Annotated in this window: 21 protein-coding genes and 1 pseudogene; 15 read left to right on the top strand and 7 right to left on the bottom strand. The window is 58.7% G+C overall.

What is annotated here, in order from left to right:
• The first annotated feature begins 4 nt into the window (after positions 1–4).
• From C3F38_RS17370 to lpxO, 4 genes and pseudogenes are all read left to right on the top strand, one after another.
• A complete protein-coding gene (locus C3F38_RS17370) occupies positions 5–580 on the top strand; it encodes a cysteine hydrolase family protein (protein ID WP_060433314.1) in 576 nt (191 codons plus the stop codon).
• A 7-nt stretch (positions 581–587) separates the two neighbouring features.
• Positions 588–1,217: a GntR family transcriptional regulator gene (locus C3F38_RS17365; protein ID WP_055316317.1), complete on the top strand. Its 630-nt coding sequence runs from the start codon at positions 588–590 to the stop codon at positions 1,215–1,217.
• 463 nt (positions 1,218–1,680) lie between these two features.
• Positions 1,681–2,199: pseudogene (locus C3F38_RS17360) on the top strand (phage tail sheath subtilisin-like domain-containing protein); the annotation flags it as partial.
• A 319-nt stretch (positions 2,200–2,518) separates the two neighbouring features.
• Entirely contained in the window at positions 2,519–3,421 is a 903-nt protein-coding gene (lpxO, locus tag C3F38_RS17355) for a lipid A hydroxylase LpxO (RefSeq protein WP_103767408.1), read from the top strand.
• A 36-nt stretch (positions 3,422–3,457) separates the two neighbouring features.
• Here the strand turns inward: lpxO and chaA are convergent, their stop codons facing one another.
• Positions 3,458–4,561 carry a sodium-potassium/proton antiporter ChaA gene (gene chaA / locus C3F38_RS17350; RefSeq protein ID WP_038876929.1) on the bottom strand — a complete coding sequence of 368 codons (1,104 nt, stop codon included), beginning with the start codon at positions 4,559–4,561 and terminating at the stop codon, positions 3,458–3,460.
• Between the two features lie 294 nt (positions 4,562–4,855).
• Complete coding sequence (locus C3F38_RS17345; protein ID WP_048234349.1) at positions 4,856–5,674, bottom strand: siderophore-interacting protein; 819 nt, start codon at positions 5,672–5,674, stop codon at positions 4,856–4,858.
• A 130-nt stretch (positions 5,675–5,804) separates the two neighbouring features.
• Between C3F38_RS17345 and chaB the strand changes: the two genes are divergently transcribed.
• The 3 genes from chaB to cbl all read left to right on the top strand — a co-directional run bounded on the left by chaB (position 5,805) and on the right by cbl (position 8,233).
• Positions 5,805–6,032 (top strand): putative cation transport regulator ChaB, encoded by a 228-nt coding sequence (chaB, locus tag C3F38_RS17340; protein WP_055316315.1) that lies wholly within the window; start codon positions 5,805–5,807, stop codon positions 6,030–6,032.
• 249 nt (positions 6,033–6,281) lie between these two features.
• A complete protein-coding gene (locus C3F38_RS17335; protein ID WP_038876938.1) occupies positions 6,282–6,977 on the top strand; it encodes a gamma-glutamylcyclotransferase in 696 nt (231 codons plus the stop codon).
• Between the two features lie 302 nt (positions 6,978–7,279).
• A complete protein-coding gene (gene cbl, locus C3F38_RS17330; RefSeq protein ID WP_033634950.1) occupies positions 7,280–8,233 on the top strand; it encodes an HTH-type transcriptional regulator Cbl in 954 nt (317 codons plus the stop codon).
• 42 nt (positions 8,234–8,275) lie between these two features.
• Here the strand turns inward: cbl and C3F38_RS17325 are convergent, their stop codons facing one another.
• Positions 8,276–8,467 (bottom strand): hypothetical protein, encoded by a 192-nt coding sequence (locus tag C3F38_RS17325; protein ID WP_055316313.1) that lies wholly within the window; start codon positions 8,465–8,467, stop codon positions 8,276–8,278.
• Positions 8,457–9,104 (bottom strand): hypothetical protein, encoded by a 648-nt coding sequence (locus tag C3F38_RS17320; RefSeq protein ID WP_055316311.1) that lies wholly within the window; start codon positions 9,102–9,104, stop codon positions 8,457–8,459. The genes C3F38_RS17325 and C3F38_RS17320 overlap by 11 nt, the downstream gene beginning before the upstream one ends.
• A 279-nt stretch (positions 9,105–9,383) precedes the next feature.
• Between C3F38_RS17320 and C3F38_RS17315 the strand changes: the two genes are divergently transcribed.
• The 7 genes from C3F38_RS17315 (at position 9,384) to C3F38_RS17285 (ending at position 17,922) form a co-directional block, all read left to right on the top strand.
• Complete coding sequence (locus C3F38_RS17315; RefSeq protein WP_055316309.1) at positions 9,384–10,952, top strand: ABC transporter substrate-binding protein; 1,569 nt, start codon at positions 9,384–9,386, stop codon at positions 10,950–10,952.
• Positions 10,952–12,007, top strand: a complete 1,056-nt coding sequence (locus tag C3F38_RS17310) for an ABC transporter permease (protein ID WP_055316307.1) — start codon at positions 10,952–10,954, stop codon at positions 12,005–12,007. Before C3F38_RS17315 ends, C3F38_RS17310 begins: the two co-directional genes overlap by 1 nt.
• Positions 12,004–12,873 (top strand): ABC transporter permease, encoded by an 870-nt coding sequence (locus C3F38_RS17305; protein ID WP_033647740.1) that lies wholly within the window; start codon positions 12,004–12,006, stop codon positions 12,871–12,873. Before C3F38_RS17310 ends, C3F38_RS17305 begins: the two co-directional genes overlap by 4 nt.
• Positions 12,863–13,705 (top strand): ABC transporter ATP-binding protein, encoded by an 843-nt coding sequence (locus C3F38_RS17300; protein ID WP_055316304.1) that lies wholly within the window; start codon positions 12,863–12,865, stop codon positions 13,703–13,705. Before C3F38_RS17305 ends, C3F38_RS17300 begins: the two co-directional genes overlap by 11 nt.
• Positions 13,702–14,373, top strand: coding sequence for an ABC transporter ATP-binding protein (locus C3F38_RS17295; RefSeq protein WP_038876950.1), 672 nt, complete (start codon positions 13,702–13,704; stop codon positions 14,371–14,373). The genes C3F38_RS17300 and C3F38_RS17295 overlap by 4 nt, the downstream gene beginning before the upstream one ends.
• 132 nt (positions 14,374–14,505) lie before the next feature.
• Positions 14,506–16,080, top strand: a complete 1,575-nt coding sequence (locus tag C3F38_RS17290; RefSeq protein WP_047730490.1) for an ABC transporter substrate-binding protein — start codon at positions 14,506–14,508, stop codon at positions 16,078–16,080.
• Positions 16,081–16,311: 231 nt separating this feature from the next.
• A complete protein-coding gene (locus C3F38_RS17285; protein WP_038876955.1) occupies positions 16,312–17,922 on the top strand; it encodes a hypothetical protein in 1,611 nt (536 codons plus the stop codon).
• Here the strand turns inward: C3F38_RS17285 and C3F38_RS17280 are convergent.
• Positions 17,919–18,587 carry an A24 family peptidase gene (locus C3F38_RS17280; protein ID WP_038876957.1) on the bottom strand — a complete coding sequence of 223 codons (669 nt, stop codon included), beginning with the start codon at positions 18,585–18,587 and terminating at the stop codon, positions 17,919–17,921. The two genes, C3F38_RS17285 and C3F38_RS17280, sit on opposite strands and share 4 nt — an antisense overlap.
• 425 nt (positions 18,588–19,012) lie before the next feature.
• Between C3F38_RS17280 and C3F38_RS17275 the strand changes: the two genes are divergently transcribed.
• Positions 19,013–20,524, top strand: coding sequence for a YchO/YchP family invasin (locus C3F38_RS17275; protein ID WP_055313071.1), 1,512 nt, complete (start codon positions 19,013–19,015; stop codon positions 20,522–20,524).
• Here C3F38_RS17275 and narL read toward each other — a convergent pair.
• Positions 20,521–21,171, bottom strand: coding sequence for a two-component system response regulator NarL (gene narL, locus C3F38_RS17270; RefSeq protein WP_016927346.1), 651 nt, complete (start codon positions 21,169–21,171; stop codon positions 20,521–20,523). The genes C3F38_RS17275 and narL overlap by 4 nt on opposite strands.
• 10 nt (positions 21,172–21,181) lie before the next feature.
• Positions 21,182–22,966: a nitrate/nitrite two-component system sensor histidine kinase NarX gene (gene narX, locus C3F38_RS17265; RefSeq protein ID WP_047730492.1), complete on the bottom strand. Its 1,785-nt coding sequence runs from the start codon at positions 22,964–22,966 to the stop codon at positions 21,182–21,184.
• Positions 22,967–23,149 lie beyond the last annotated feature (183 nt).

Below are 23,149 nucleotides of genomic sequence, written 5' to 3'. Positions count from 1 at the left end.
ATCTATGCAATTAAGTTTTAATTCGGTTTTTGTTATTATGGACTTTCAGCAGATCATTGTTAAAAATATGGTATCTACTGCTGTCAGTGAAAGTGCAATTATCAATACTCTTAAGTTAAGAGAAAAGGCTAGAGAGGCTGGTGTGCCAGTTTTATATATCAAGGTTGCCTTTTCCGAAAGATATGAAGAGATTGATGAGTGGAATAAGCTATTTGCATCTATAAAACAATTGGATATTCTTAAAATCGGTGATGAAGGGACTTGTCTAGATGAACGCATTATTCCATCGGTGACTGAATCGGTTTTTATTAAACATAGAGTGAGTGCATTTTCTTCATCTGAGTTTTCGGGTTACCTTGAGAATAACAAAGTCAAAACTCTGATTTTGGCTGGGCTAAGTACCAGCGGAGTGATACTATCGACAGTAAGACAGGCATCTGACTTGGATTACAGGATAATTGTTGCTGAAGATGCTTGTGGAGATAGGGAAGAACATGTGCACAGATTTCTAATGAAAGATATACTACCTATGCAGGCCGAGGTTTTAGATACTGAAACTATTATTAAATTATTGGGGTGAGGGGAACATGATTATAAAAAAAGATGGCGAAATGCAAACATTAAACACCCTGCGTGAAATGATAATAAGAATGGATATAGCGCCGGGGGAACGTTTGACTGAGAGATGGTTGGAGACCATTCTGAATGTCTCTCGAACACCGATAAGAGAAGCTTTAGTCCGCCTGCAAAATGAGGGGCTAGTAGAGCGAGAGGGGAAAAAGTGGATCTGCTCCCCGATTGATTATAATGAAATTGAAGAAATTTGCATTTATAGAGAAGCAATTGAGGCTGGTGTCGTTTCCTATATTATGCGTAACAACGAATCCACTGAGTGTTTAAGTGTGATGTTGTCCGACATACGAAAAGTCAAACCTGATGGCTATAACTTCCATGTTGAGTTGGCAAAGGTTTCTGGGAATAGATTTTTTGTTGGAACTATCGATGAGGTTTTAAATAAGTTGTCTCGATTGCGTTATTTTTCTAAAGGTGGTGGTTTTTATGGTGATGAGGAGCACGAAATGATTTTAAGAACAATGTGCTCCGGTGATGTGACTAAAGCGGTCCACTTGATGAGGGAACATATATCAAAAAATAGCCGTCAACTAATTAATGCCATGAGGAATGCGCATCTGTCAATAAAATCTATAAGAAGGTGAGTCATTTTCTTTTAAATGAGTATGTTGTAGATTTACCTTGAATTTTACGTGATTTATTATGTTGAGGGTGAGTATTGGGGCTTGGGTTGCCCCTCATCCTCGGTTGATACTTTCTGATATCAACTCAACTGTCCCTTATCAAGAGGCCATGTAACTTCAATACGCTATAAGCACCAGCTTAAAGATAATTAAATTTGGCTGCTTAAATTATCAAGGTTTTTAATTATTACAACGTTAGATAAAACTATTACATTGATTTACCGCCTATATCTTTGGGTAAAGTCCTGCCACTCGGTTATGTAGCCCAATATAGAATTGTTAAATGGTGTATGCGAGCGTTATTACCTGAAAATTCTCCAATCCGGCCCGGTCTGTTGTCTGGTCGGCCTTCCAGCACCTACCGCGTGCGGCCCGGTGCGCCGGGCGTCATCATGCTTGCACCTACTCACCATGGAGCAAGTTAATGGGCGATTATCATCACGGTGTGCGCGTCGTCGAAATTAATGACGGCACGCGCGTCATCTCTACCGTTTCGACAGCTGTCGTCGGCATGGTCTGCACCGGCAAAGATGCCGACCCGAAGCTTTTCCCGCTCAACACACCGGTACTGATTACCGATGTGATTGCCGCTGCCGGTAAGGCCGGGAAATCCGGCACGCTGGCGAAAGCGTTGTCAGCCATTGGCGACCAGTGCAAGCCGGTGACGGTTGTTGTGCGCGTCGAAGAGGGCAAAGATGCAGCGGAAACCACGTCAAACATCATTGGCGGCGCGGACGAAAACGGCCGCTATACCGGCATGAAAGCTTTGCTCACTGCTCAGGCCGTCACCGGTGTGAAACCTCGTATTCTGGGCGTGCCGGGGCTGGATCCGCTGGAGGTGGCGACGGCGCTGGCCGGGATTTGCCAGCGGTTGCGCGCGTTCGGTTATATCAGCGCGTACGGCTGCAAAAGCATTTCCGAGGCCATCGCTTACCGCGACAATTGAAGAAACCCCGGAAATCCGGGGCTTTTTTCGAAGTGTGGTCAATGCGTGGACACGCTTGGAAGTAAATCCTTTTACTTCAAATGACTAATATATCTTTGCTAGGCCGCTTCGGAGCCTTTTTTATCTCCGCAATTTCCCCTCTCGTTTAACCTTTGTGTAAATTATTGTGGTTTTTTGTATAGATTTTCGTTGAGTTAGCGATAATGATTATTGGGTTCCAGATTGGCGCGCAACTTGCCTGCGCCGCCAAAAGGACACTATCTGGGGTGTGCGCCGCGCGGCGCATTGAGCGTGAGTTCCTTGATGCGATTCAAACATGAAATATATCATTCTGATTTTGCTTATTTTATGCGTCGTCTATGTGCATTACCGCGGGCGGGTACGCTACAACGTGTGGCGACAGCTGTCTGACCATTCCACCTTTACCGCACCGCTGAACGTCTTTATGTACCTGTTTTCCCGCGTGCCGACCACGCCGTACCTGAAGCCGGAGCAGTTCCCTGAGCTGGCGGTACTGCGGGAGAATTGGGAAACCATCCGCGACGAAGGACAGAAGCTGATGGAGATCCAGCAGATCAAAGCGTCCGATCAATTCAACGATGCCGGGTTCAACTCGTTCTTCAAGACCGGCTGGAAACGCTTTTATCTGAAATGGTATGAGGGCAGCCATCCTTCGGCCATGACCCTGTGCCCGCAGACCACTGAACTGCTGCGCAGCCTGCCTTCGGTCAAGGCGGCGATGTTCGCCGAACTGCCGGACGGCAGCCGCTTGCCGCGCCACCGCGATCCTTACGCCGGTTCACTGCGTTATCACCTGGGGCTGATTACCCCCAACGATGACCGCTGCTTTATTGAGGTGGACGGCGAGCGCTACAGCTGGCGCGACGGTGAAGGCGTGATGTTCGATGAAACTTACCTGCACTACGCGGAAAATCAGAGCGGGCAGAATCGTCTGATCCTGTTCTGCGACATCGAACGGCCGATGCGCTACCGTTGGGCGCAGGCGGTGAACCACTGGCTGGGGCGCAATCTGATGAGCGCCGCCACCGCGCCGAACGAAGAGGGCGATCGCACCGGCGGCGTCAATAAGATGTTCAAATACATCTATGCGATACGCCGGGTGGGGAAACGCCTGAAGGCCTGGAACCGCACCGGTTATTACATCATCAAGTGGATTTTGTTCGGGGGGATCGCCGCGGCGATATTCTTCTCGGTATAACGAAGACTGGGGCGCACGGTGTGCGCCCCTTTTTGATCAGGCGAAGATAGTCATCATGTAGGCGGCGAACAGCGCCAGGTGGGCGGTGCCGTTCAGCACGTTGGTGCGGCCGGTCGAGAACGACAGCTGGCACAGCAGCAACACCGTCAGCATCACCACGATATGCGGCGTTTGCAGCCCGAAGATCAGCGTCTGCCCGGTCAGGGTGGCGATGATGGTGACCGCCGGTACCGTCAGGGAGATGGTCGCCAGCACCGAACCGAAGAACAGGTTCATGGCGCGTTGCACCTGATTGTTCAACACGGCGCGCAGCGCGCCCAGCCCTTCAGGCGACAGGATCAACAGCGCCACCAGGAAACCGGTGAACTGCGCCGGCGCATTCACCTTGGTCAGCAGGCCTTCCAGCGGATTGGCGTTGAACTTGGTGACGGCGATAACCGCGATCAGGTGCACGACGAGCCAGGCGGCATGCCAGGCGCTGCTGTGCGAAGAGGGCTTGCCGTGGTGCGGGTCACCATCGTCGTCTTCATGCTCGTACACGAACAGGCTCTGGTGGGTTTTGGTCTGGATCACCAGGAACACGCCATACATGGCGGCGGAGATCAGCGCCACCAGCAGCGCCTGCCCGGTGCTGAAGTTACCGCCCGGCAGCGCGCTCGGGAACACCAGCACGATCACCGCCAGCGGGAAAATTGCCATCAGATACTGTTTAATACCGCCCAGGTTGACGTACTGGGTGGCGAACTTGCGCCCGCCGAGCAGCAGCGCGAAACCGACCAGGCCGGCGGAAACGATCATGATGATGGAATACAGCGTGTCGCGCATCAGCGCCGGCGCGGCGTCGCCGGTGGCCATCAGCGCCGAGATCAGGCTGACCTCGAGGATCACCACCGACAGGCTGAGGATCAGCGAGCCGTAGGGTTCCCCCAAACGGTGGGCGAGCACGTCGGCGTGGCGCACCACGCTGAAGGCGCTGCTGAGGATCCCCACCAGCGCGAGAATATTGATGCCGACGATCAGCGGAAAGTGAGTGGTGCTGCTCCACAGATTCAACACCACCAGCGCGGCGATGGGGAAGATCAGCGAGTATTCGGTGTGGCGAGATTTGGTGGATCGGCCAGGATCGTGTTGCGACTTCATGAGGGTGGCACTCCTTCTCAAACAGCGTAGCCCGTCAGCGCCGGTCGCCGTGATGCGGCAACTCTGCGTTTACAGTAGGTATTTTATATTAGGATACACCCACGGCGCCGGTGTGATGTTGTTTTTATCTGAGAAAGCAATTGCTTGCTTTATGTGATCAGGGTAACAAAAAAACCGCACGGGGTGCGGTTTTATTTACTTACTTTTACGCAATAACGCCAATTTTTAACGTTAGATATGAGAAAAGTCGTGTTTACTTATTTAGTATGCGGTTAATCAAGGAAAATACAGCCGTTAGTCATCAATATTATCCATGATTTCATGCCGTTTATTGTGGTAACCCTCTTCATTTAGCCCCTCACGCCAGTAAGGTACGGCATAAAGACGATTACGATCGCATTGACGTTCACGACGCAGGTAACGGCGCAGCTCTACCACCAGGCGATCTTCACCGGCGAGCCAGAAGTGCGTTTCGCCCTGCGGCAGGGACTGCGCGCGGAAACGGGCGATCAGGTCGTTGGTGTTCTCCGTGCCGCCAACGATCCAATTCACCTCAATGCCGGTCGGTTTTCTCAGATCAATCACGTCGGCGGTGCTGTCGACGCGGACGAAAGCGCGCCCGGCGCTGTGCGGCGGCAGATTCTCCAGCAGCGCGGCCAGCGCAGGCAGTGAGGAAGGATCGCCCGCCAGGCAGTAGAAATCGGCCGCCGGCAACATCGGTTTGGGGCCGCCTGGGTTGCTGATGCCGATTTTATCGCCGGCTTTCGCCTGGCGCGCAAAGTCGACCGCCGGGCCCTGGTGATCGTGGATCGCGAACTCGATGTCCACCTCCGCCTGTTCCGGGCGCACGGCGCGAATGGAATAGGTACGCACGATCGGGCGTACGGCGTCCGCCGCCCAGCGCGGACCGTTTTCGGTCAGCGTCGGCAGGTCCGGCTGGGTTTGGCCGGCGAGCGGCAAAAAGACCTTGATGTGCGCAGCGGCGGCGTTGGCCGGGTAGTAGCGCAGATCGGGTGCGGTAAAGGTGATGCGGCGCAGGTGCGGCGTAATATCCTGTACGGCGCTGACGGCGATCAGGTAGGGGGCGCGTGAGCGAGGGGCTTCGGTAGTCACGGGGATCTCCTTATAGTTCGTTTGGCGGTGAGTATATCATGCCGTTTGATAATGAGAATTGTTTGCTTATTGAGGCGCAACGGCGTGTGAGCTAGGCTTAAGCTTCACGGAATACGCACGGGAGGACGTGATGCCCTATCAAGACACGAACGACTTGCCGGACAATGTGAAGCATGTGCTGCCGGCCCATGCTCAGGCGATCTATAAAGAAGCGTTCAACAGCGCCTGGCAACAATACCGGGATCCTGAAGACCGACGCGGTGACGACAGCCGGGAGGAGACGGCGCACAAGGTGGCCTGGGCGGCGGTCAAGCAAAGCTATCGCAAGGGCGACGATGAGCATTGGCACAAAAAGTAACGCTTTATGGCCTGATAAAATCGCGCAGACGTTATGCTGACCCGGCAATTAATATTATTGCTGCTCAGTACAAATACTTTTCCACGTTAACACCGCTTTGCAACTTGATTGCGCGGCGGGAAAAGAATATGGTCATTATTAATCGGCGCGGTTATTGAATTAATAAAATTCCGCACCTAAAAATAAAATTGCAAAGGTTCAGTAGTGGCGAGGGAGGACGAGAAATCGTATTCCCGGGAGGTTGTAACAGTGTTAACGCGAGATTTTCTGCAAAAAGCGGATTGCAAAACCGCATTCGGCGCTATTGAGGAGTCGCTGTTGCTGACGCCTGAACAGCGCGCAGCCTCGTTGGATTGCACGTTATCGCGCCGGCCGGATCACAGCCCGGTTTGGGTATTCGGTTACGGTTCGCTGATGTGGAACCCGGTTTTTGAATCGGAAGAAGTGCGGCCTGCCATGCTGCAGGGTTGGCACCGGGCGTTCTGCATGCGCTTGACCGCCGGGCGCGGCACGCTGCATCAGCCGGGGCGCATGCTGGCGCTGAAAGAGGGCGGCCAGACCACCGGATTGGCCTTCCGTCTGCCGGAAAGCAAGCTGCGCGAAGAGCTGGAGCTGCTGTGGAAGCGCGAAATGATCACCGATTGCTACGTGCCGACCTGGTGTGAGCTGCAGCTGGAGGGCGGTGAGGTTGTCACTGCGCTGGTGTTCGTGATGAACGCGCAGCACCCGCTGTTTGAAGCAGACACCAGCCACCAGGTGATCGCGCCATTGATCGCCAGCGCCAGCGGCCCGCTGGGCACCAACGCGCAATACCTGTTTGCGCTGGATAACGAGCTGAAGCACCACGGCATGCAGGATGATTGCATCGGCGATCTGGTGCGCTATGTACGGCAATGGTTGCAGCAGAACCGGCCCGGCGCTTTCGGGGCGGAGGCCACGGCCTGAGGCGTTGGCAGGGTGGCAAACAGTGAAGGGCTCAGCACGCTGAGCCCTTTTTCATATATCTAATACCTCTATTTAATAACTTTATTCTGCATGATTATCTAAGTCCCTTTCTTTGTATGGTTATTTATCTCGTTATTTTTAAAGCCATTCATCATTTTCCCCCGTCTTCATCCCCCAAGAGTAACGATAAATAATTCACTTAGTATTAAATTGCATAACTAAAGGCTATTTCTTATTTGTTCAGCCCCGCAGGACTCCGTATCAATATGGCAAACGCTACCGCAAGAAACAGGGAGACGGGGATGAACTTTCAACAATTAAAAATTATTCGCGAATCGGCGCGCTGCAACTACAACCTGACCGAGGTCGCCAATACCTTATTTACTTCGCAGTCCGGCGTCAGCCGGCATATTCGCGAGCTGGAAGAAGAGCTGGGCATTGAAATATTCATTCGCCGCGGCAAGCGGCTGCTGGGCATGACCGAACCCGGCAAAGAGCTGCTGGTGGTGGCGGAACGCATTCTCAACGACGCCAATAACATCCGTCGCCTGGCGGACGTCTTCAGCAGCAACGATTCGGGACAGCTGCATATCGCGACGACGCATACCCAGGCGCGCTACAGCCTGCCGGGGGTAATCAAAGAGTTTCGCGCGCTTTACCCGCGGGTGCGGGTGGTGCTCAATCAGGGCAGCCCGGAGGAGATCGTTTCGATGCTGGCCGCCGGCGAAGCCGATATCGGCATCGCCAGCGAACGGCTGATGAGCGACGAATCGCTGGCGGCGTTCCCCTACTATCGCTGGCATCACACCATTCTGGTGCCGGAAGGGCACGAGTTGACGCGTCAGCCGCAGGTGACGCTGGAGATGCTCAGCACCTTGCCGCTGATCACTTACCGTCAGGGCATTACCGGGCGCGCGAAGCTGGATGCGGCGTTCAAAGCGGCGGGCCTGACGCCGGACATCGCGCTCAGTGCGCAGGATTCCGACGTGATTAAAACTTACGTCGAGCTGGGGTTGGGCGTGGGTGTGCTGGCGGACATGTCGTATGAAAAAGAGCGCGATCGCGGGTTGGTGAGCCTCAACGCCGAGCACCTGTTTGAACCCAATACGGTATGGCTGGGCCTGAAACGCAGCCAGCTGCAGCGCAACTATGCCTGGCGTTTTATCCAGCTGTGCAACCCGACGCTGTCGCTGACCGAAATCAAGGACAAGGTCTTCTCGTCACAGCTGGATGCGGTGATTGACTACCAGATTTAGTCGGACAGCTGTGCCCCGGCGGATTGCCACGGGGAAGGGGGATTAGTCGTCGGTACGTTCGATCAGGTGACGTTCACTTTTTCTGAACGGGCCGATGGCTTCCCATTCCGGGAGTTCTTCAGGCGGACGCGGGTTGGCCATCTCCCAGCGATGGTGTTGGCGCAAAATCTCGATGGCGATGCGTTTTTGCTCTTGAATGGAGAGCGTAGGGTCGGTCAGATCCTTATTTTCCATTTTGGCTGCCTTTCTGCTCGCTATTTATACGCACCTTATCACATTTGGCCCCGTACTTTTCCAGCGATTGTATGTACTTTTTCAGTACGTTGAAGCTGGTTTTACATGTCATGGTACCGGGTATCACCTCAAAGGCGGCCTGACGAGTATACAGCGCCAACACGCGGTGATTGATTGCGTGGCTGATAAGTATGTCCGGCGGAGGCACCGGCGTTAGCCTCTGCTCTTGCAGGTTCAGGCCATACAGATACAGTACCTGCAAGCAGTTGCACAGCATATTGCCTTTCAGTGGATGTTGCGCTTCACGCAGGGAGAAATTCTCCAACGCGACAAGTTCGATAACGTTCTCTGCCTGGAGATAACGGCACAGGCAAAAGCCGGCGCGGCTCAGCGGGCGGGCCATTTGCCGATAGACGAAAGCGAAACTCATCGGCGTTTGGGCACGATATTTAAAAAGAGAGCGCCAATTTAACGTATGCCCGTTTTTTCTGCCTTTTTGCCAGCGCCGGTCTTGTACCGTCAGACGAGTCATAAACAGATCCGACTCAAGCAGGACGCTGTTCATGTCCGCCAGTGTTTGCTCTATCGCTCTCTCATGCCGGTGTGAGGCGCCATTTTCTGATAGATGGTTTTCCATTTTCTTGTCCCTTGGGTGACCGAGCTCACGTTAATCACCCAATGAAACAGACTCAAACCTCGACGTTCATCGCTGCGAATCGCGCCGCAAAGACAGTTATCCATTGCGGCCAGGTGCCACGAGAGTGCGACCGGCCGCGCAATCCTCGCCCTAATAATCAAAATCCCACCTATATACATAAAAAGAATATCTATAGTGATTTAAGTACCTTCAGCTGCCGATCGTGCTCGCATACACTCGCGAAATTATTATAAATTCCATCCGCTTGGAGAGTTTCAGATGAAAGTGCTCGTTCCTTCTTTGCTGTTTTTAGCCGTGGCTGCCAGCGTTAACGCGCAGGCGGCGACGCCGGCCAACACGCTGGTGATCGCGCAGTCTATCGATGACGTGGTCAGCTTTGACCCGGCCCAGGGATTTGAGTTAACCACGGTGCAGTCGTTCAACAGCCTGTATCAACGTCTGATCCAGTCCGATCCACACAACCCTATCGATCTCAAGCCGACATTGGCCAGCAGCTGGCAGGCCGGCGCCGACAATCGCAGCCTGACTTTCAGCCTGCGCCCGGATGCCAAATTCGCCAGCGGCAATCCGCTGCGGCCGGAAGACGTGATCTTCTCGCTTTCACGGGTGGTAAAACTCAATCTGGAGCCGTCGTTTATCCTGACGCAGCTGGGCTGGAACGCGAAGAACGTGGAGCAACACCTGAGCAAGGTGGATGACCACCAGGTTAAAATCAGCTGGAGTGAAAACGTCAGCCCGGCCTTCGTGCTCAGCCTGCTGTCGGCGCCGGTATCGTCGATCGTCGACGCCAAAGAGGCGCTGGCGCACCAGCAGGGCGACGATCTGGGGCACCAATGGTTGAACAGCCACTCCGCCGGCAGCGGCCCTTACAAAATCCGCACCTATGTGCCGCACGAAGTGGTGGTGCTGGACGCCAACCCAGGCTCGCCGGAAGGGGCGCCGACGCTGAAAACCATCCTGATCAAAAACGTGCCCGATCCGGCCGCGCGCCGCTTGCTGATCGAGCAGGGTGATGCCGATATCGCGCGCAACCTGGGGGCAGACCAGATGGCGGCCTTAAAGGGCAAGCCGGGCGTCAAACCCCTGGCCATTCCTTACGCTTCGCTTTATTTCCTGCAGTTCAACGCCAAGGCGTCACCGGCGCTCGGCAATCCGGCGTTCTGGGAAGCGGCGCGCTGGCTGTTTGATTACAAAGGCATCGCCGACGATCTGCTGAAAGGGCAGTTCCAGAGCCATCAGGCATTCCTGCCGGACGGTTATCTGGGGGCGCTCAAGGATCAGCCGTACAGCTTCAATCCGCAAAAAGCCAAAGAGATACTGGCCAAAGCGGGGCTCAGCAACGTCAGTTTCCGTCTGGACGTCAACAACCAGCCGCCGTACCTGGATATCGCCCAGGCGCTGCAGGCCAGCTTTGCCCAGGGCGGCGTGAAGGTGGAACTGGTGCCGGGCATCAGTTCGCAGGTCTCTACCAAGGTGAAAGCGCTTAACTACGATGCGACGCTGACTTCCTGGGGGCCGGATTATTTCGACCCTAACACCAATGCCGCAGCCTTCGCCTACAACCCGGAAGACGGCAGCAAGACGCTGGCCTGGCGCGCCAACTGGCAGATCCCGGCGCTGAGCAAGCTGACGCTGGCCGCCACCGCGGAAAACGACACCGCCAAACGGGTGGCCGACTACCAGCAACTGCAAAAACAGGTGCAGCAAAGCTCGCCGTTCGTCATCGGCCTGCAGGCGCGAAGCCTGATTGCGGTGCGTGACAACCTCAAGGGCTATGTGCAGGGCATCAACCCTGACATGGTGTTCTACAGCAAGGTCAGCAAGTAATGGCCGCTGAACTGTGCGCCAGCGCCGGGGCGGCCCGGCGGTATTGGCGCTGGGGCGGGCGGCTGCTCGGCGGCGTGCTGTCGCTGGCGCTGACGTTGCTTGGCCTGCTGCTGTTCACCTTCATGCTGTCGCATCTGGCGCCGATCGATTCGGCGCTGCAGGTGGCGGGCGATCACGCCAGTGAAGCCACCTATGCGCAGGTGCGGCACGAGCTGGGATTGGATCAGCCGTTGCCGGTGCAGTTTTGGCGTTATCTGGTGCACCTGGCGCACGGCGATTTGGGCATTTCGCGCATCACCGCCCAGCCGGTGTTGAGCGATCTGCTGCGTACCTTCCCGGCGACGGTGGAGCTGGCCACCTGCGCCATTATCCTCGGCGCCCTCGGCGGCATTACGCTGGCGTTTCTGGCGGTGCTCAAACCAGGCAGTTGGCTGGATAACGCGGCGCGTCTGCTGTCGCTGATCGGTTATTCGGTGCCGATTTTCTGGCTGAGCCTGCTCGGGCTGCTGCTGTTCTATGCCACTCTGCACTGGTCGGCGGGGCCGGGGCGGCTTGACGACATCTACTTGTACAGCATGGAGCCGCGCAGTGGTTTTGTGTTGATCGACAGCTGGCTGTCCGGCGATCGCGACATGTTCTATAACGCCATCGGCCACCTGTGGCTGCCGGTCGTGGCGTTGGCGCTGCTGTCGATGGCGGGCATTACCCGATTGCTGCGGGCGGCGATGCTGGAAGAGTGCAACAAGGAATACGTGACGCTGGCGCGTTCCAAGGGGGCCGGGCGCCTGCGCATTCTGCTGCGCCATGTGTTTCCCAACGTGCTGGGCACGCTGATCACCGTACTGTCTCTCTCCTATGCCAGCCTGCTGGAAGGGGCGGTATTGACCGAAACGGTGTTCGCCTGGCCCGGCGTCGGGCGTTATCTGACCTCGGCGCTGTTTGCCGCCGACACGCCGGCGATCCTCGGCGCCACGTTGCTGATCGGCACCTGTTTCGTGCTGTTGAATGCGCTGGCCGACGCCTTGACCTATTTAGTGGATCCGCGAACCCGATGAGCCAATATCTCTCTGAACACGAACCGCAAAGCGAGCCGGCCGTCGGTTACCGCCGCGGTCGGCGCCTGACCACGCTGACGCTGGGCGCGGCACTGGTGGCGATTTTGATCGTCACCGCGCTGCTGGCACCGTGGCTGGCGCCTTTCGATCCCAATCTGCAGCATATCGAGCTGCGGTTATTGCCGCCTTCCGCCGCACATTGGCTGGGCACCGACGGCTTCGGCCGCGATTTGCTCTCCCGCGTGATTTACGGCGCGCGGCCGACGCTGATTCTGGTGTCGCTGATTCTGGTGTTGACCATTCCCATCGGCCTGTTGGTCGGCATTGGCGCCGGTTATCTCGGCGGCTGGGTAGAGCGCATTTTGATGCGCCTGACCGACATTTTCCTGTCGCTGCCGAGCCTGGTGATCGCGCTGGCGTTTGTGGCGGTCATGGGGCCGGGGCTGATGAACGGCGCGCTGGCGCTGGCATTGACCAGCTGGCCGGCCTTTGCCCGCCAGGCGCGGGCCGAAACCCTGGCGCTGCGCCGCAGCGACTACCTGGCGGCGGCGCGCATGCAGGGCATCAACGGGCTGCGGCTGATGGTCGGCCACATTTTGCCTTTATGCCTGCCGAGCGCGGTGGTGCGCGCGGCGCTGAGTCTGGGGGGCATCATCCTGTCCGCTGCCGGTCTGGGGTTCCTCGGCATGGGCGTTGCGCCGCCGACCGCCGAATGGGGCTCGATGGTGGCCGAAGGCAGTAAAGTGATTTTCGATCAATGGTGGGTCGCCGCCGCGCCGGGCGGGGCGATCCTGTTCGCCAGCCTGGCGTTTAACCTGCTGGGCGATGGCCTGCGCGACAAAATGGATCCTCGTCATGGGCACTGATAACACCTTATTGACCGTCGAACGCCTGGCGATCGGCGTGCCGGAGCCACAGCCGGTGGCGCTGGTGAAGAATATTTCGTTCAGCATGGGGCGGGAGCGGCTGGCGCTGGTCGGTGAGTCCGGTTCCGGCAAGTCGTTGACCGCGCGTGCGCTGATGGGGCTATTGCCGCCGCCGTTACAGCTGCAGGCGCATCGCCTGACGTTGGGCGATGAAGACTTAACGCGCCTGAGCGAGCGCCAGTGGAGCCGGCTGCGCGGCGACCGGGTGGCGATGGTGATGCAAGACCCCAAGCATGCGCTGAATCCCAATCAACCGATCGGCCGTCAGGTGGAGGAGCCGCTGGTGCTGCATACAAAGCTGAGTCGCGCCGAGCGGCGTGAAAAAGTGCTGGAGATGCTGGCGGCGGTGGGCTTGCCCGATCCGGCGGCGATGTGCCGCCGCTATCCGCATCAGCTCTCCGGCGGCATGGGGCAGCGGGTGATGCTGGCCATTGCGCTGATCAACGATCCGCAGCTGTTGATTGCCGACGAACCGACTTCGGCGCTGGATCACCAGATGCGCGATCAGGTGCTGCAGCTGATAGACAATCTGGTGGCGCAACGCAATATGGGGCTGATCCTGATCAGCCACGATTTGCAGCAGGTGGCGCACCACTGCGAGCGGGTACTGGTGATGTACAAAGGTGAGCTGTTGGATCAGCTGCCGGCGGCAGAGCTGGCGCAGGCAACGCACCCTTATACCCGCACGCTGTGGGCGTGTCGGCCGAGCCGCGAGACGCGCGGCCAACCGCTGCCGGTGCTGGATCGCGCGCTGTTGGAGACGTTGAAATGAGCGTGATTGCACTGGAGAACCTGAGCGTCAGTCACCGCCAGGGCTACGAACTGCGCACCGTGGTGCATGAGGTTAACCTGCGCATCGAACCGGGCGAGTGCTTCGGGCTGGTGGGGCCTTCCGGCTGCGGCAAGTCCTCTTTGCTGTGGGTGCTGGCCGGGCTGAACGGCAGCTGGCAGGGCGGCTTTGAGTTGCTGGGGCGGCGGCTGCAGCCTGGGCAGGCGTTTACCGGCGAACTGCGGCGCGAGGTGCAAATGGTGTTTCAAGATCCCTATGCTTCGCTACACCCCAAACACCGGCTTTTGCGTACGCTGTCGGAGCCACTCAAACTGCTGAAGGAGAGCGACATCGAACGTAAAGTCAGCGCGGGCTTTCGCCAGGTGGGGTTGGATCCGCGCCTGTTGGATCGCTACCCGCATCAGCTGTCGGGCGGCCAGCGGCAGCGCGTGGCGATTGTGCGCGCATTGTTGCTGCGGCCGAAGCTGCTGTTGCTGGATGAACCGACTTCGGCGTTGGACATGTCGGTGCAGGCGGAGATCCTCAACCTGCTCAACGAGCTGAAACAGGCGGGCGATCTGACTATGGTGCTGGTCAGCCACGATGCGGACGTGATTGACCACATGTGCGATCGTTCGGTGGCGATGGCGCACGGCCGCATCATCGTTTGAACCTATGCCCGCCAACGCGGCGGGCATATCCATCTGGGTAATAAATAAAGCAATTTATCGTCGTTCTTCCGTTAATTCTTACCCCCTACACTCGACAAACAGCGCAACCGCGTGATTGTGGAGAGTGTATTGATGAAACGGTTAATCCCAACTTTATTGTACGGCGCGCTGGCGGCCGCTTTCGGTGCGCAGGCCGCCACCCCGCAGGATACCTTGGTGGTGGTCAGTTCGCTGGAGGGCATTATCAGCCTCGATCCGGCGGAGAGTTTTGAAACCGTCAGCTCGGCCAATCTGGTCAACCTTTATCAGCGCCTGGTGGCACCGGATCGCGCCGCGCCGCAAAAGCTGGCGCCGGACGCCGCAGGCAGTTGGCAAGCGGGCGCCGATGGCCGCAGCCTGACCTTTACCCTGAAACCGCAGCAACGCTTTGCTTCCGGCAATCCGCTGCGGCCCGAAGACGTCATTTTCTCGCTGGTCCGCGCGGTGAAGCTGAACAAGGCGCCGTCGTTTATTCTCGGCGAGTTTGGCTGGACGCCGGATAACGTTGAGCAGCAGCTGAAGAAGGTGGGAGACAACCAGGTGCAGCTCCGTTGGCCCGCCAACATCGGCAGCGAGCTGGCGCTGAGGCTGCTGACGGCGAACGTGGCCTCGATCGTGGATGAGAAGCTGCTGAACGAGCACGCGCAGCAGGGGGACTACGGCAATGCCTGGCTGCGCAGCCATTCCGCCGGCGGCGGTCCGTATCGGGTAAGCAACTATGTGCCGCACGAGGCGCTGCTGTTCGGCCGCAACGACTATGCGCCGTCGCCGGCCAGACTGAAAACGGTGTTGTTCAAGAACGTCAGCGACGCCGGCACCCGCCGTTTGTTGCTGCTGAAAGGGGATGCCGACGTGGCCTACGATCTGGGGGCCGATCAGTTCGACTCGCTGCGCAATGCGCCGGGCGTACGCATCGAGCAGGCCGATGCGCCCCGGGTCTATTACCTCGGTTTCAACACCGGCAGCAAAGACAACCCGGCGCTGGGCAATCCGGCACTGTGGCAGGCGGCGCGCTGGCTGGTGGATTATCAGAGCATCGCCGAGCAGCTGTTGAAAGGGCAATATCGGGTGCATCAGGCCTTCTTGCCGCAGGGATTGGACGGGGCGCTCGACGATCGGCCATTTAAGCTCGACGTGGACAAAGCCAGACAGATCCTGCGCGAGGCCGGCATCGCCGAAGGGACGCGCATCAGTCTGATCGTTATCAACCAGCCGCCGTATACCGACATCGCGCAGGCGTTGCAGGCCAGCTTTGCGCAGGCCGGGCTGCGGCTGGATATCCAGCCGGTGGTGGAGAGCGATCTGTGGGGCAAGATGCGCGGCCGTGATTTTCAGGCAATCTTTACCTACTGGGGCGCCGACTACCTGGATCCGAACACCAACGCCAGCGCCTTTGCCTACAACGTGCCCGGTGGGCCGAAAACCCTGGCCTGGCGCACCCAGTGGGGCATTCCCGCCATCAGCGCGGAAACGCGTGCCGCGGCCGCGGAGGGCAACAGCGCCGCGCGCAGCGCACGTTACGTCACGTTGCAACGTGAACTGCAGGTCAGTTCACCCTATGTGGTGGCTCTGCAGGGGCAAACGCTGGTGGCATTGCGGGACAACGTTGAAGATGCCCGGGTGGATATCGCCAACAGCATGCTGTATCTGGACCGGGTGAGTAAGTAGCGACCGCGCCGCGCGCCTGGCCGGGCTTTCTGGCGCGCCAAAGGCCGACAGCCTGTGAAATCGCGTGCTGTTGCAACCGCGAAACGCGAGATGTTGTATCAAGGTGAAATAAAATGAAATTTCATAACGTGCTCATGTGGCGGTGATAGATTGGCGCTGAAAGGCGGCGGTGTTTACGCCTTTCAGCGCGGTCGTTCGCAATGATGCGGACACATCACGTCAGGAGATATTATGGACAATTACGGAAACGCTGCAGTGGAGCGCGCAGCAACCTTGCTCGCCACCGGTGAGGTTGTGACGCCGGAACAGTTTTATCAGGACAGCGACGGAAGCAACTGGGGGCCGGCGATCAACAAAGCGGCGGCGGCGGCGCTGCAAGCCGGCGGCACGTTGTCCCTGGGCAAACGGGTGTATACGGTCGCCGGGCACGTACTCATTCAGACGACAACGGACATCTACGGCGGCATCGGTTTGCGGGTGGTCGGATTGGGGCGGGCGACCAAAATCGTCAAGACCGCGGACAGCAGCTATACCAATGAACAAGGCGAAACCAAGAAAGCGGTGATCGTGGTGAAAGGCTTCGCCAATCTGACCCTGCACGGCTTGACGTTGCGGGATGATACCGGCGCAGACGATACCCACGGCGTCTGGTTCAGCGATCTCAATATGACGAAGTTTGATATCCGTGACATCTACACCAAGGTGGGCGGTTATTCGCTGTTTGTGTCGGGCGACATGTTCATTAACTGGCTGGTGAACGTGCAGATGGAAGCTAACGCCAATCGCCCGGGGGATGGGGTGCTGTGGATGAACAAATCCGGCACCACCAATTTTATCGACGGGCTCTACGCCGCTCGCGCCAAAGGCACCGCGTTCAGAATTTCAGGATTTTACTCTACGGTCGGCTCGTTGGCTGCGGATGACTGCATCGGCGATATCTACAATTTCAAAGATTTTAACGGCACGATAAATTCATTGGGCTGTGAGAACCGCAATACGCAGCGCGCCGCCAGTGTCAGCGTGCTGTCCACCAACTTTGCCCAGGGCACGATAGGCAATATCAATATCCAGGACGCGCAGAACGTGGAGAGCGGGGGCGTGCTGTGCCGGTTCATCAACGAATCCCGTTGGGATATCGGTCAGTTGAATCTTTACAGCGGTTCGAAAACGCCTTTCCCGGTGGCGATCGCCGCCTGCAACAACAATACCGAGGTAACCTTCAGTAACGTCTATAACGGCGGCGTCCCGGTGGCCGGCAAAAGCACCGTCGACGTCACGTCGTTTTTAAGCGGGGTCGAAGCGATGTACAGTCTGGGGGAGCGGGCTATTGCCCCTTCCTCCACCAGCAATCATTTGCCGCGCAATATCTCGAAACAGCCATCGTGGACTTTGTTAGGCACCCTGACCGCGCCGGATCGGCAACCCACAACGCACATTACGCTTCAGCAGGGCGTAAGCACCAAGGTGCTGGCGTGCGATTTATATATCACGTTCGACCTGTCTTCGCAGGCGACCGCCTTTGTCGTCAATAGAGGCAGCTATAGCGCGAAAAGCGCCTTTATGTTGCGGCGCACCGGGCCGTTGAGCTGCGAAATATATTATCGCGTCGAGAAGGATTTCGGCTTTGGCAGTTATCAGGTGCAGACTACGCGCGGCAGTTACTGGCGGCCGGATGGCGCTTCGTTGAGCGCGCCCCCCTCCGATGCGTTGGAAATCCGTAGCGACGAGATGTTATCCACGACCAGGCTCACGGCGGTCCAGCCACTGGCCAATCCGACAACGGCCAGCACGGCAGAAGTGGCCGGATTACTCAATCGGCTGATCGAGGCGCTGAAGACCTAACGGAACAACGTCAGCGCGCTTTGGTCGGCGCCCATCAAGAGCTGCAGCCAGCCGGCCGCCGCCAAGGCGATACCGAAAGGTTGCGGCGTTCGCCAGCCGCGGCGCGGGTGCCGGCCGCGCCTTACCGCCAGGCCTAACCCGAACGCCGCCGCCAGGCAGACCAACAGCGGCAACGTCGTCCAACCGAGCCAGGCGCCCAGCGCCGCCAACAGTTTGAAATCGCCCTGGCCGATGCCGTTACGCCGTCGCACCTGCCGATAAAGCGCGTTGAGGAGCCACAGCGCCCCGTAACCGGCTGCCGCGCCGATAACCGCATCATCCAGCGGTGCCCAGCGGGCGTCAAGGTTGCACAGCAGCCCGCCCCACAGCAGCGGCTGGGTTAGCCGGTCCGGCAGCCATCGGTGGCGCCCGTCGAGCCAGGCCAGGGCGATCAGCAGCGCCGCAGCCGGTGGCAACCACAGCCGGTGCGCTGCCGACAGGTCGAAAGGCAGCGTCGCCAACGCCAACCCCAGAGCTGTCAACAGCAGGCTGCGGCGGCGCAATTTCGGTAGGTTGGCGCGTACGGCTACCGTTCGCTCCAGCCGGGTGATGAGTGAGAAGGCGAGCAGGCCGGCCGACAGCAGGGCGGTGAAAAACAGCACGTGCCACAGTGAGGAAAGAAACATCAGGGTTCCGTCAGTCGTGAAAAAGATGTTTAAAATAACGGCAAAATGCGTATTTCACCGGGGTGAAATGCGGCGGCCTGCGGGATATGCGCGGTTGCGCGCAGCGCGGCTTTACGTATTGCATGGCGAAACAAGCCGCTACGTGTCGGCTCGCAGCGTTACTGCACGTTTTATCGGCAAAATCGGCGCTAAAAGAGTGTGAATTCACCTGCGTTCGGAGAGGGGCGAGTCAATGGTGTGATGTGACGGCGTCACTGGGGGCGATTGGGGTTTATCCTATTGTTTCTGTTCGCCAAGCCGTTAGGCTTTAAGGGAGAGGCGTCCCCGCCAGGCCGGGACGTAAGATTTTTCAGATCTGTCGCGGGAAAGGCGATAGCAAAGCAGTGGGTTGGCGCGATCCAGGAGGGAGAGAAGCCAACGGTGTCATGACAGACGTGATTCAGACAGGATTTATCAAGACCCAAAAACGATTTTGGCGCCGTCGCCAGGCGGCCTGGCTGGCTGGGCCGCTGATGTGGCTGGCCGGCATGGTGCCCGTGTGCGCCGAATCCCCGCCGGCGCCGGACGCCGTTATTTCTTCCGAACAGCAAGCCGCGGATCCGGCCGAGAACTTGCCGGATCTGGGTGGTGCGCCCGACGACGCCGCGCGTGAAAAACAGTGGGCCGAGATGGCCAAACAGCTCGGCGAGAAAGATCTGAACAACGTTTCACGTCAGCAGATGCGCAGCCGCGCCGAGGATTATTTGCTGGGCCAGGCGGCCGACACGCTGCAGCAACAGGCGCAGGAACTGTTGTCGCCGCTGGGCACCGCGCGGCTATCGTTGAAAATGACCGGGGAGGGGGACTTTACCGGCAGCAACGGGCAGTTATTCAGCCCGCTGTACGACGTCGACGGATTGCTGACCTACAGCCAGATCGGCTGGCTGCAGCAAAGCGCTGGGGCGCTGGGCAATTTTGCGCTGGGGCAGCGCTGGATCGTCGGCGACTGGCTGCTGGGGTATAACACGGCGCTCGACAGCGATTTCGCCCGGCAGCGCAATCGCGGCAGCGTCGGTGCGGAAGCCTGGGGAGACTACCTGCGTTTCTCCACCAACTATTATTATCCGCTGTCGGCGCTGTCGCAGCAGCCCGGCAATGGGGTGTTTTTCAGCCGCCCGGCACGCGGTTACGACATCACGACGCAAGGCTATCTGCCGTTTTACCGCCAGATCGGCGGTTCGCTCAGCTATGAGCAGTACCTGGGCGACAATGTCGATCTGTTCGGCAGCGGTAAAAAGCAAAACGATCCGCGCGCCATGCAGCTGGGGCTCAATTACACCCCGGTACCGCTGGTGACGATGAAGGCGCTGCATAAGATTGGCGCGGGCGGGCAGAGCCAGGAGCAGGTTGAATTGGCGTTGAGCTATCGGCTCGGGGTGCCGCTGGTGAAGCAGATTTCGCCGGAGTATGTGGCGCAGGCCAAGTCGCTGCGCGGCAGCCGTTACGATCCTATCGAACGCAAGAACGTGCCGGTGCTGGAGTTCCGCCAGCGCAAGACGCTGCAGGTGTTCCTGGCCACGCCGCCGTGGAGCCTGCAGGCGGGAGAAACCGTGCCGCTGGTGCTGGAAATCAAGGCGTTGAACGGAATTTCTCACGTCAGTTGGCAGGGGGATACGCAGGCGCTGAGCCTGACGCCGCCGCATAACGCCAACGATCCGCAGGGCTGGACGGCGATCGTGCCGCCATGGGACGACGCGCCGGGCGCCGCCAACAGCTACCGGCTGTCGGTCACGCTGGAGGACGATAAACAGCAGCGCGTGACCTCGAACTGGATAGAGCTGAAAGTGGCGCCGCCGCTGACCGCGACCTCCGGGGAAGACGCGGGCCTGCCGCCGATCAAAACCCTGACGCCGCCGCCCATTCCGGCGCAAACCGGGCCGCTGTACGGCGGCGATTAACCGTTTTTACCCTGAAGCACCCACACGGCCGCCTCGACGCGGGATTTTAGCTTCATCTTCTTCAGCAGGTGTTTGACGTGTACCTTGACGGTGCTTTCGGTGATGGTCAGGCGGCGGGCGATCAGCTTGTTCGGCAGCCCCTGAGCGATCAGCTTCAGGATATCCCGCTCGCGCGGCGTCAATTGCTGAATATCGCGATCGGCGCTGGGGCGGTTTTCCCGCAGGCTGGCGGCGAGGATCGGCGTCAGCGTCTCGCTGAGCACCATCTGCCCGGCCGCCGCCTGATGCAGCGCCTTCAGCAGGTCCTCCGGCTCCATGTCTTTCAACAAGTAACCGTCGGCGCCGCGCTTGAGCGCGCTGACGACGTCGTCTTCATGGTTGGACACGCTGAACACCACAACGCGCCCTGACAGGTCGGTCTGGCGCAGGCGATCCAGCGTTTCCAGCCCGTTGATGCCGGGCATGTTCAGATCGAGCAGGATCAGATCCGGATCGTGCTGTTCTGCCAGCGTGACCCCTTGCTCACCGTTGCTGGCTTCGGCGATGACCTGTAGGCGAGCATCCATGCCAATCAGCTGTTTTACGCCGTTGCGCAGCATCGGGTGGTCGTCGATCAGTAAGATTGTGGCGGCGGTTTCTGTCGTCATGGTGTCTCCGTTAGTCGATGGCGTGGTTATCCGGCGTGAAGCTGACTCGCACCTCGGTGCCGCCGCCGCTGCGCGGTAAAATGTCACAGCGGCCGTGCAGGCTCTTGGCGCGATCGCGCATGATGATCAAGCCGTAATGATCGGGGCGGGACGTCTCGGCCGGCAGGCCGCGTCCGTTGTCGCATACGCTCAGGGTCACTTCGCCCCGTTTGTTGATGACCTGAATGCTCACCTGGCTGGCGGCGGCGTGCTTCAGGATATTGCTGAGCGCCTCGCGGGCGATCTGCAGCAGGTGAATGGCCTGGTAGGCGGGCACCGTGCGCGGCCCCAGCTGATAATCGAGATGGATGGTCAGGCCCAGTTTGGGATTGAACTCCGCGACCGTCGATTGCAACGCCGCCAGCAGGCCCGGCTCGGTCAGCTGCAGGCGGAAGGTGGTCAGCAGCTCGCGCAGTTGGCGATAGGCGCCGTTCAGCTCTTCGCGCATCTGCTGCACCAGCGCCTGACTGGCGGACGAAAGCGTTTCGCCCTGCATCTGCAGGCAGGCGATCTGCATTTTCAGGCAGGAGAGCGATTGGGCGATAGAGTCGTGCAGCTCGCGGGCGATCGCCGCCCGTTCTTCCATCAGCATCAGCTGCTGCTGGTGGTCGACCTGACGCTCGATGGCCAGCACGCTGGTCAACTGCTCCACCAGGGTGTTGATCAACTGGCGGTGCTCATCATTCAGCGGCTGTTGCGGCGCATGCTGCGCCACGATCACGCCGTAGTCGCCGAGCTTGTCGCTCAGGCTCCAGCTCAGCGACGGGTTGTCGGGATGCTGGCGGTCGCTGTCGTTCAGGCAGGCGCTGCACACCGGATTATGGCAATGCTCCGGCCGCAGCGGCTGGTTGCCGCTCAGCTGCAGCAGCGGCTCCCGGCTGTCGTTTTCGTACAGCCGTACCTGAATGGCGCGCAGCGGCGTCAGGGTTTGCAGTTGATTGAGCAGCGGCGTCAGGCGGCTGCACAGCGGTTCGCTGGCGTGCAGCAGGCGGCTGGCGCGATAGAGGAAGCTCAGCACCTGATTCTTCTGCTGCAGGTCGGCGGTCTTCTCGGCCACGCGCTGCTCCAGCCCGCTGTAGGTGGCCGACAACTCGTCGGACATGGTGTTCAACGCGCCGCCGAGCGACGCCATTTCATCCTGGTGGCCGCGCTGTGCGAAGCGGCGGCTAAAGTCGCCGCGGCCCACCGCCAACGCCATCTCCACCAGCTGTCGCCACGGATGCAGCAACCGGCGGCGCAGGTAGCAGGTGGTGCCGATCAGCAGCAGCAGGGTCAGCGCGATGAAACCGGCTTGCACCAGCGTCACCATCAGCAGGCGGCGCTCGGTTTGCCTGTCGATATCCGAGACCAGCTTATCCAGCAGCTGCACGAAGTGCGCCACCTGCGGCGCGGCGTCGGCCGGGCGCTGCGCGCTGCGCAGGCGAGGTTGCAGGGTCTGTTGCCAATAGTCGCGCAGGGCGTCGAAAGGTTGCGTCAGCCCTTCCTGTTCCACCGAACGCTGCAGATCGGGGCTGTTTTCGTCGCGCTCCAGTTCGCGGATCAACGTTTCATGCCGTTCATCCAGCGGCACCTGCGCCAGCAGCCGGTAGCTTTGCATACGCAGCGAGCCGGCCTTGTTGATGGCGTGCGCATTGCCCTGAATGCTCTGAGACATCCAGGCGGAAATCCCCATGCCGGCCACGCCCAGAATGCCCGACAGCAACATCAGCAGGGCGACCTGATTCACGATCGAAAGCGGGGCCAACAGGCGTTTCATAAGCACGGATTCCTGGCGTTTGGCGCCGCTGAGGCTCAGGGACGAAGGCGGCGATGGAGGTAAACAAGTAACGATTCAGCCGTATTTTTGATTATCCCTGAGCATAACCCCATACCTCGAATGAAGTACCCATTAGTTTCCGGCGGGGGGGCAGGACGATGAAAGTGATGCGAGTTTTATTTT

Source organism: Serratia sp. SSNIH1 (assembly GCF_002935055.1).
Classification (GTDB): Bacteria; Pseudomonadota; Gammaproteobacteria; order Enterobacterales; family Enterobacteriaceae; genus Serratia; species Serratia nevei.
The sequence above is the reverse complement of the archived record's forward strand: the minus strand, read 5'-3'. Positions and strand labels throughout refer to the sequence as shown.

Excerpts from the sequence above, each read along its gene's own strand:
- C3F38_RS17285 (WP_038876955.1), top strand. The coding sequence starts at position 16,312 with ATGGACAATTACGGAAACGCTGCAGTGGAGCGCGCAGCAACCTTGCTC.
- C3F38_RS17280 (WP_038876957.1), bottom strand. The coding sequence starts at position 18,587 with ATGTTTCTTTCCTCACTGTGGCACGTGCTGTTTTTCACCGCCCTGCTG.
- C3F38_RS17305 (WP_033647740.1), top strand. The coding sequence starts at position 12,004 with ATGAGCCAATATCTCTCTGAACACGAACCGCAAAGCGAGCCGGCCGTC.
- lpxO (WP_103767408.1), top strand. The coding sequence starts at position 2,519 with ATGAAATATATCATTCTGATTTTGCTTATTTTATGCGTCGTCTATGTG.
- narL (WP_016927346.1), bottom strand. The coding sequence starts at position 21,171 with ATGACGACAGAAACCGCCGCCACAATCTTACTGATCGACGACCACCCG.
- chaB (WP_055316315.1), top strand. The coding sequence starts at position 5,805 with ATGCCCTATCAAGACACGAACGACTTGCCGGACAATGTGAAGCATGTG.
- C3F38_RS17325 (WP_055316313.1), bottom strand. The coding sequence starts at position 8,467 with ATGGAAAATAAGGATCTGACCGACCCTACGCTCTCCATTCAAGAGCAA.
- C3F38_RS17290 (WP_047730490.1), top strand. The coding sequence starts at position 14,506 with ATGAAACGGTTAATCCCAACTTTATTGTACGGCGCGCTGGCGGCCGCT.
- C3F38_RS17315 (WP_055316309.1), top strand. The coding sequence starts at position 9,384 with ATGAAAGTGCTCGTTCCTTCTTTGCTGTTTTTAGCCGTGGCTGCCAGC.
- C3F38_RS17365 (WP_055316317.1), top strand. The coding sequence starts at position 588 with ATGATTATAAAAAAAGATGGCGAAATGCAAACATTAAACACCCTGCGT.
- C3F38_RS17300 (WP_055316304.1), top strand. The coding sequence starts at position 12,863 with ATGGGCACTGATAACACCTTATTGACCGTCGAACGCCTGGCGATCGGC.
- C3F38_RS17295 (WP_038876950.1), top strand. The coding sequence starts at position 13,702 with ATGAGCGTGATTGCACTGGAGAACCTGAGCGTCAGTCACCGCCAGGGC.
- C3F38_RS17320 (WP_055316311.1), bottom strand. The coding sequence starts at position 9,104 with ATGGAAAACCATCTATCAGAAAATGGCGCCTCACACCGGCATGAGAGA.
- cbl (WP_033634950.1), top strand. The coding sequence starts at position 7,280 with ATGAACTTTCAACAATTAAAAATTATTCGCGAATCGGCGCGCTGCAAC.
- C3F38_RS17370 (WP_060433314.1), top strand. The coding sequence starts at position 5 with ATGCAATTAAGTTTTAATTCGGTTTTTGTTATTATGGACTTTCAGCAG.
- C3F38_RS17310 (WP_055316307.1), top strand. The coding sequence starts at position 10,952 with ATGGCCGCTGAACTGTGCGCCAGCGCCGGGGCGGCCCGGCGGTATTGG.
- C3F38_RS17275 (WP_055313071.1), top strand. The coding sequence starts at position 19,013 with ATGACAGACGTGATTCAGACAGGATTTATCAAGACCCAAAAACGATTT.
- narX (WP_047730492.1), bottom strand. The coding sequence starts at position 22,966 with ATGAAACGCCTGTTGGCCCCGCTTTCGATCGTGAATCAGGTCGCCCTG.
- chaA (WP_038876929.1), bottom strand. The coding sequence starts at position 4,561 with ATGAAGTCGCAACACGATCCTGGCCGATCCACCAAATCTCGCCACACC.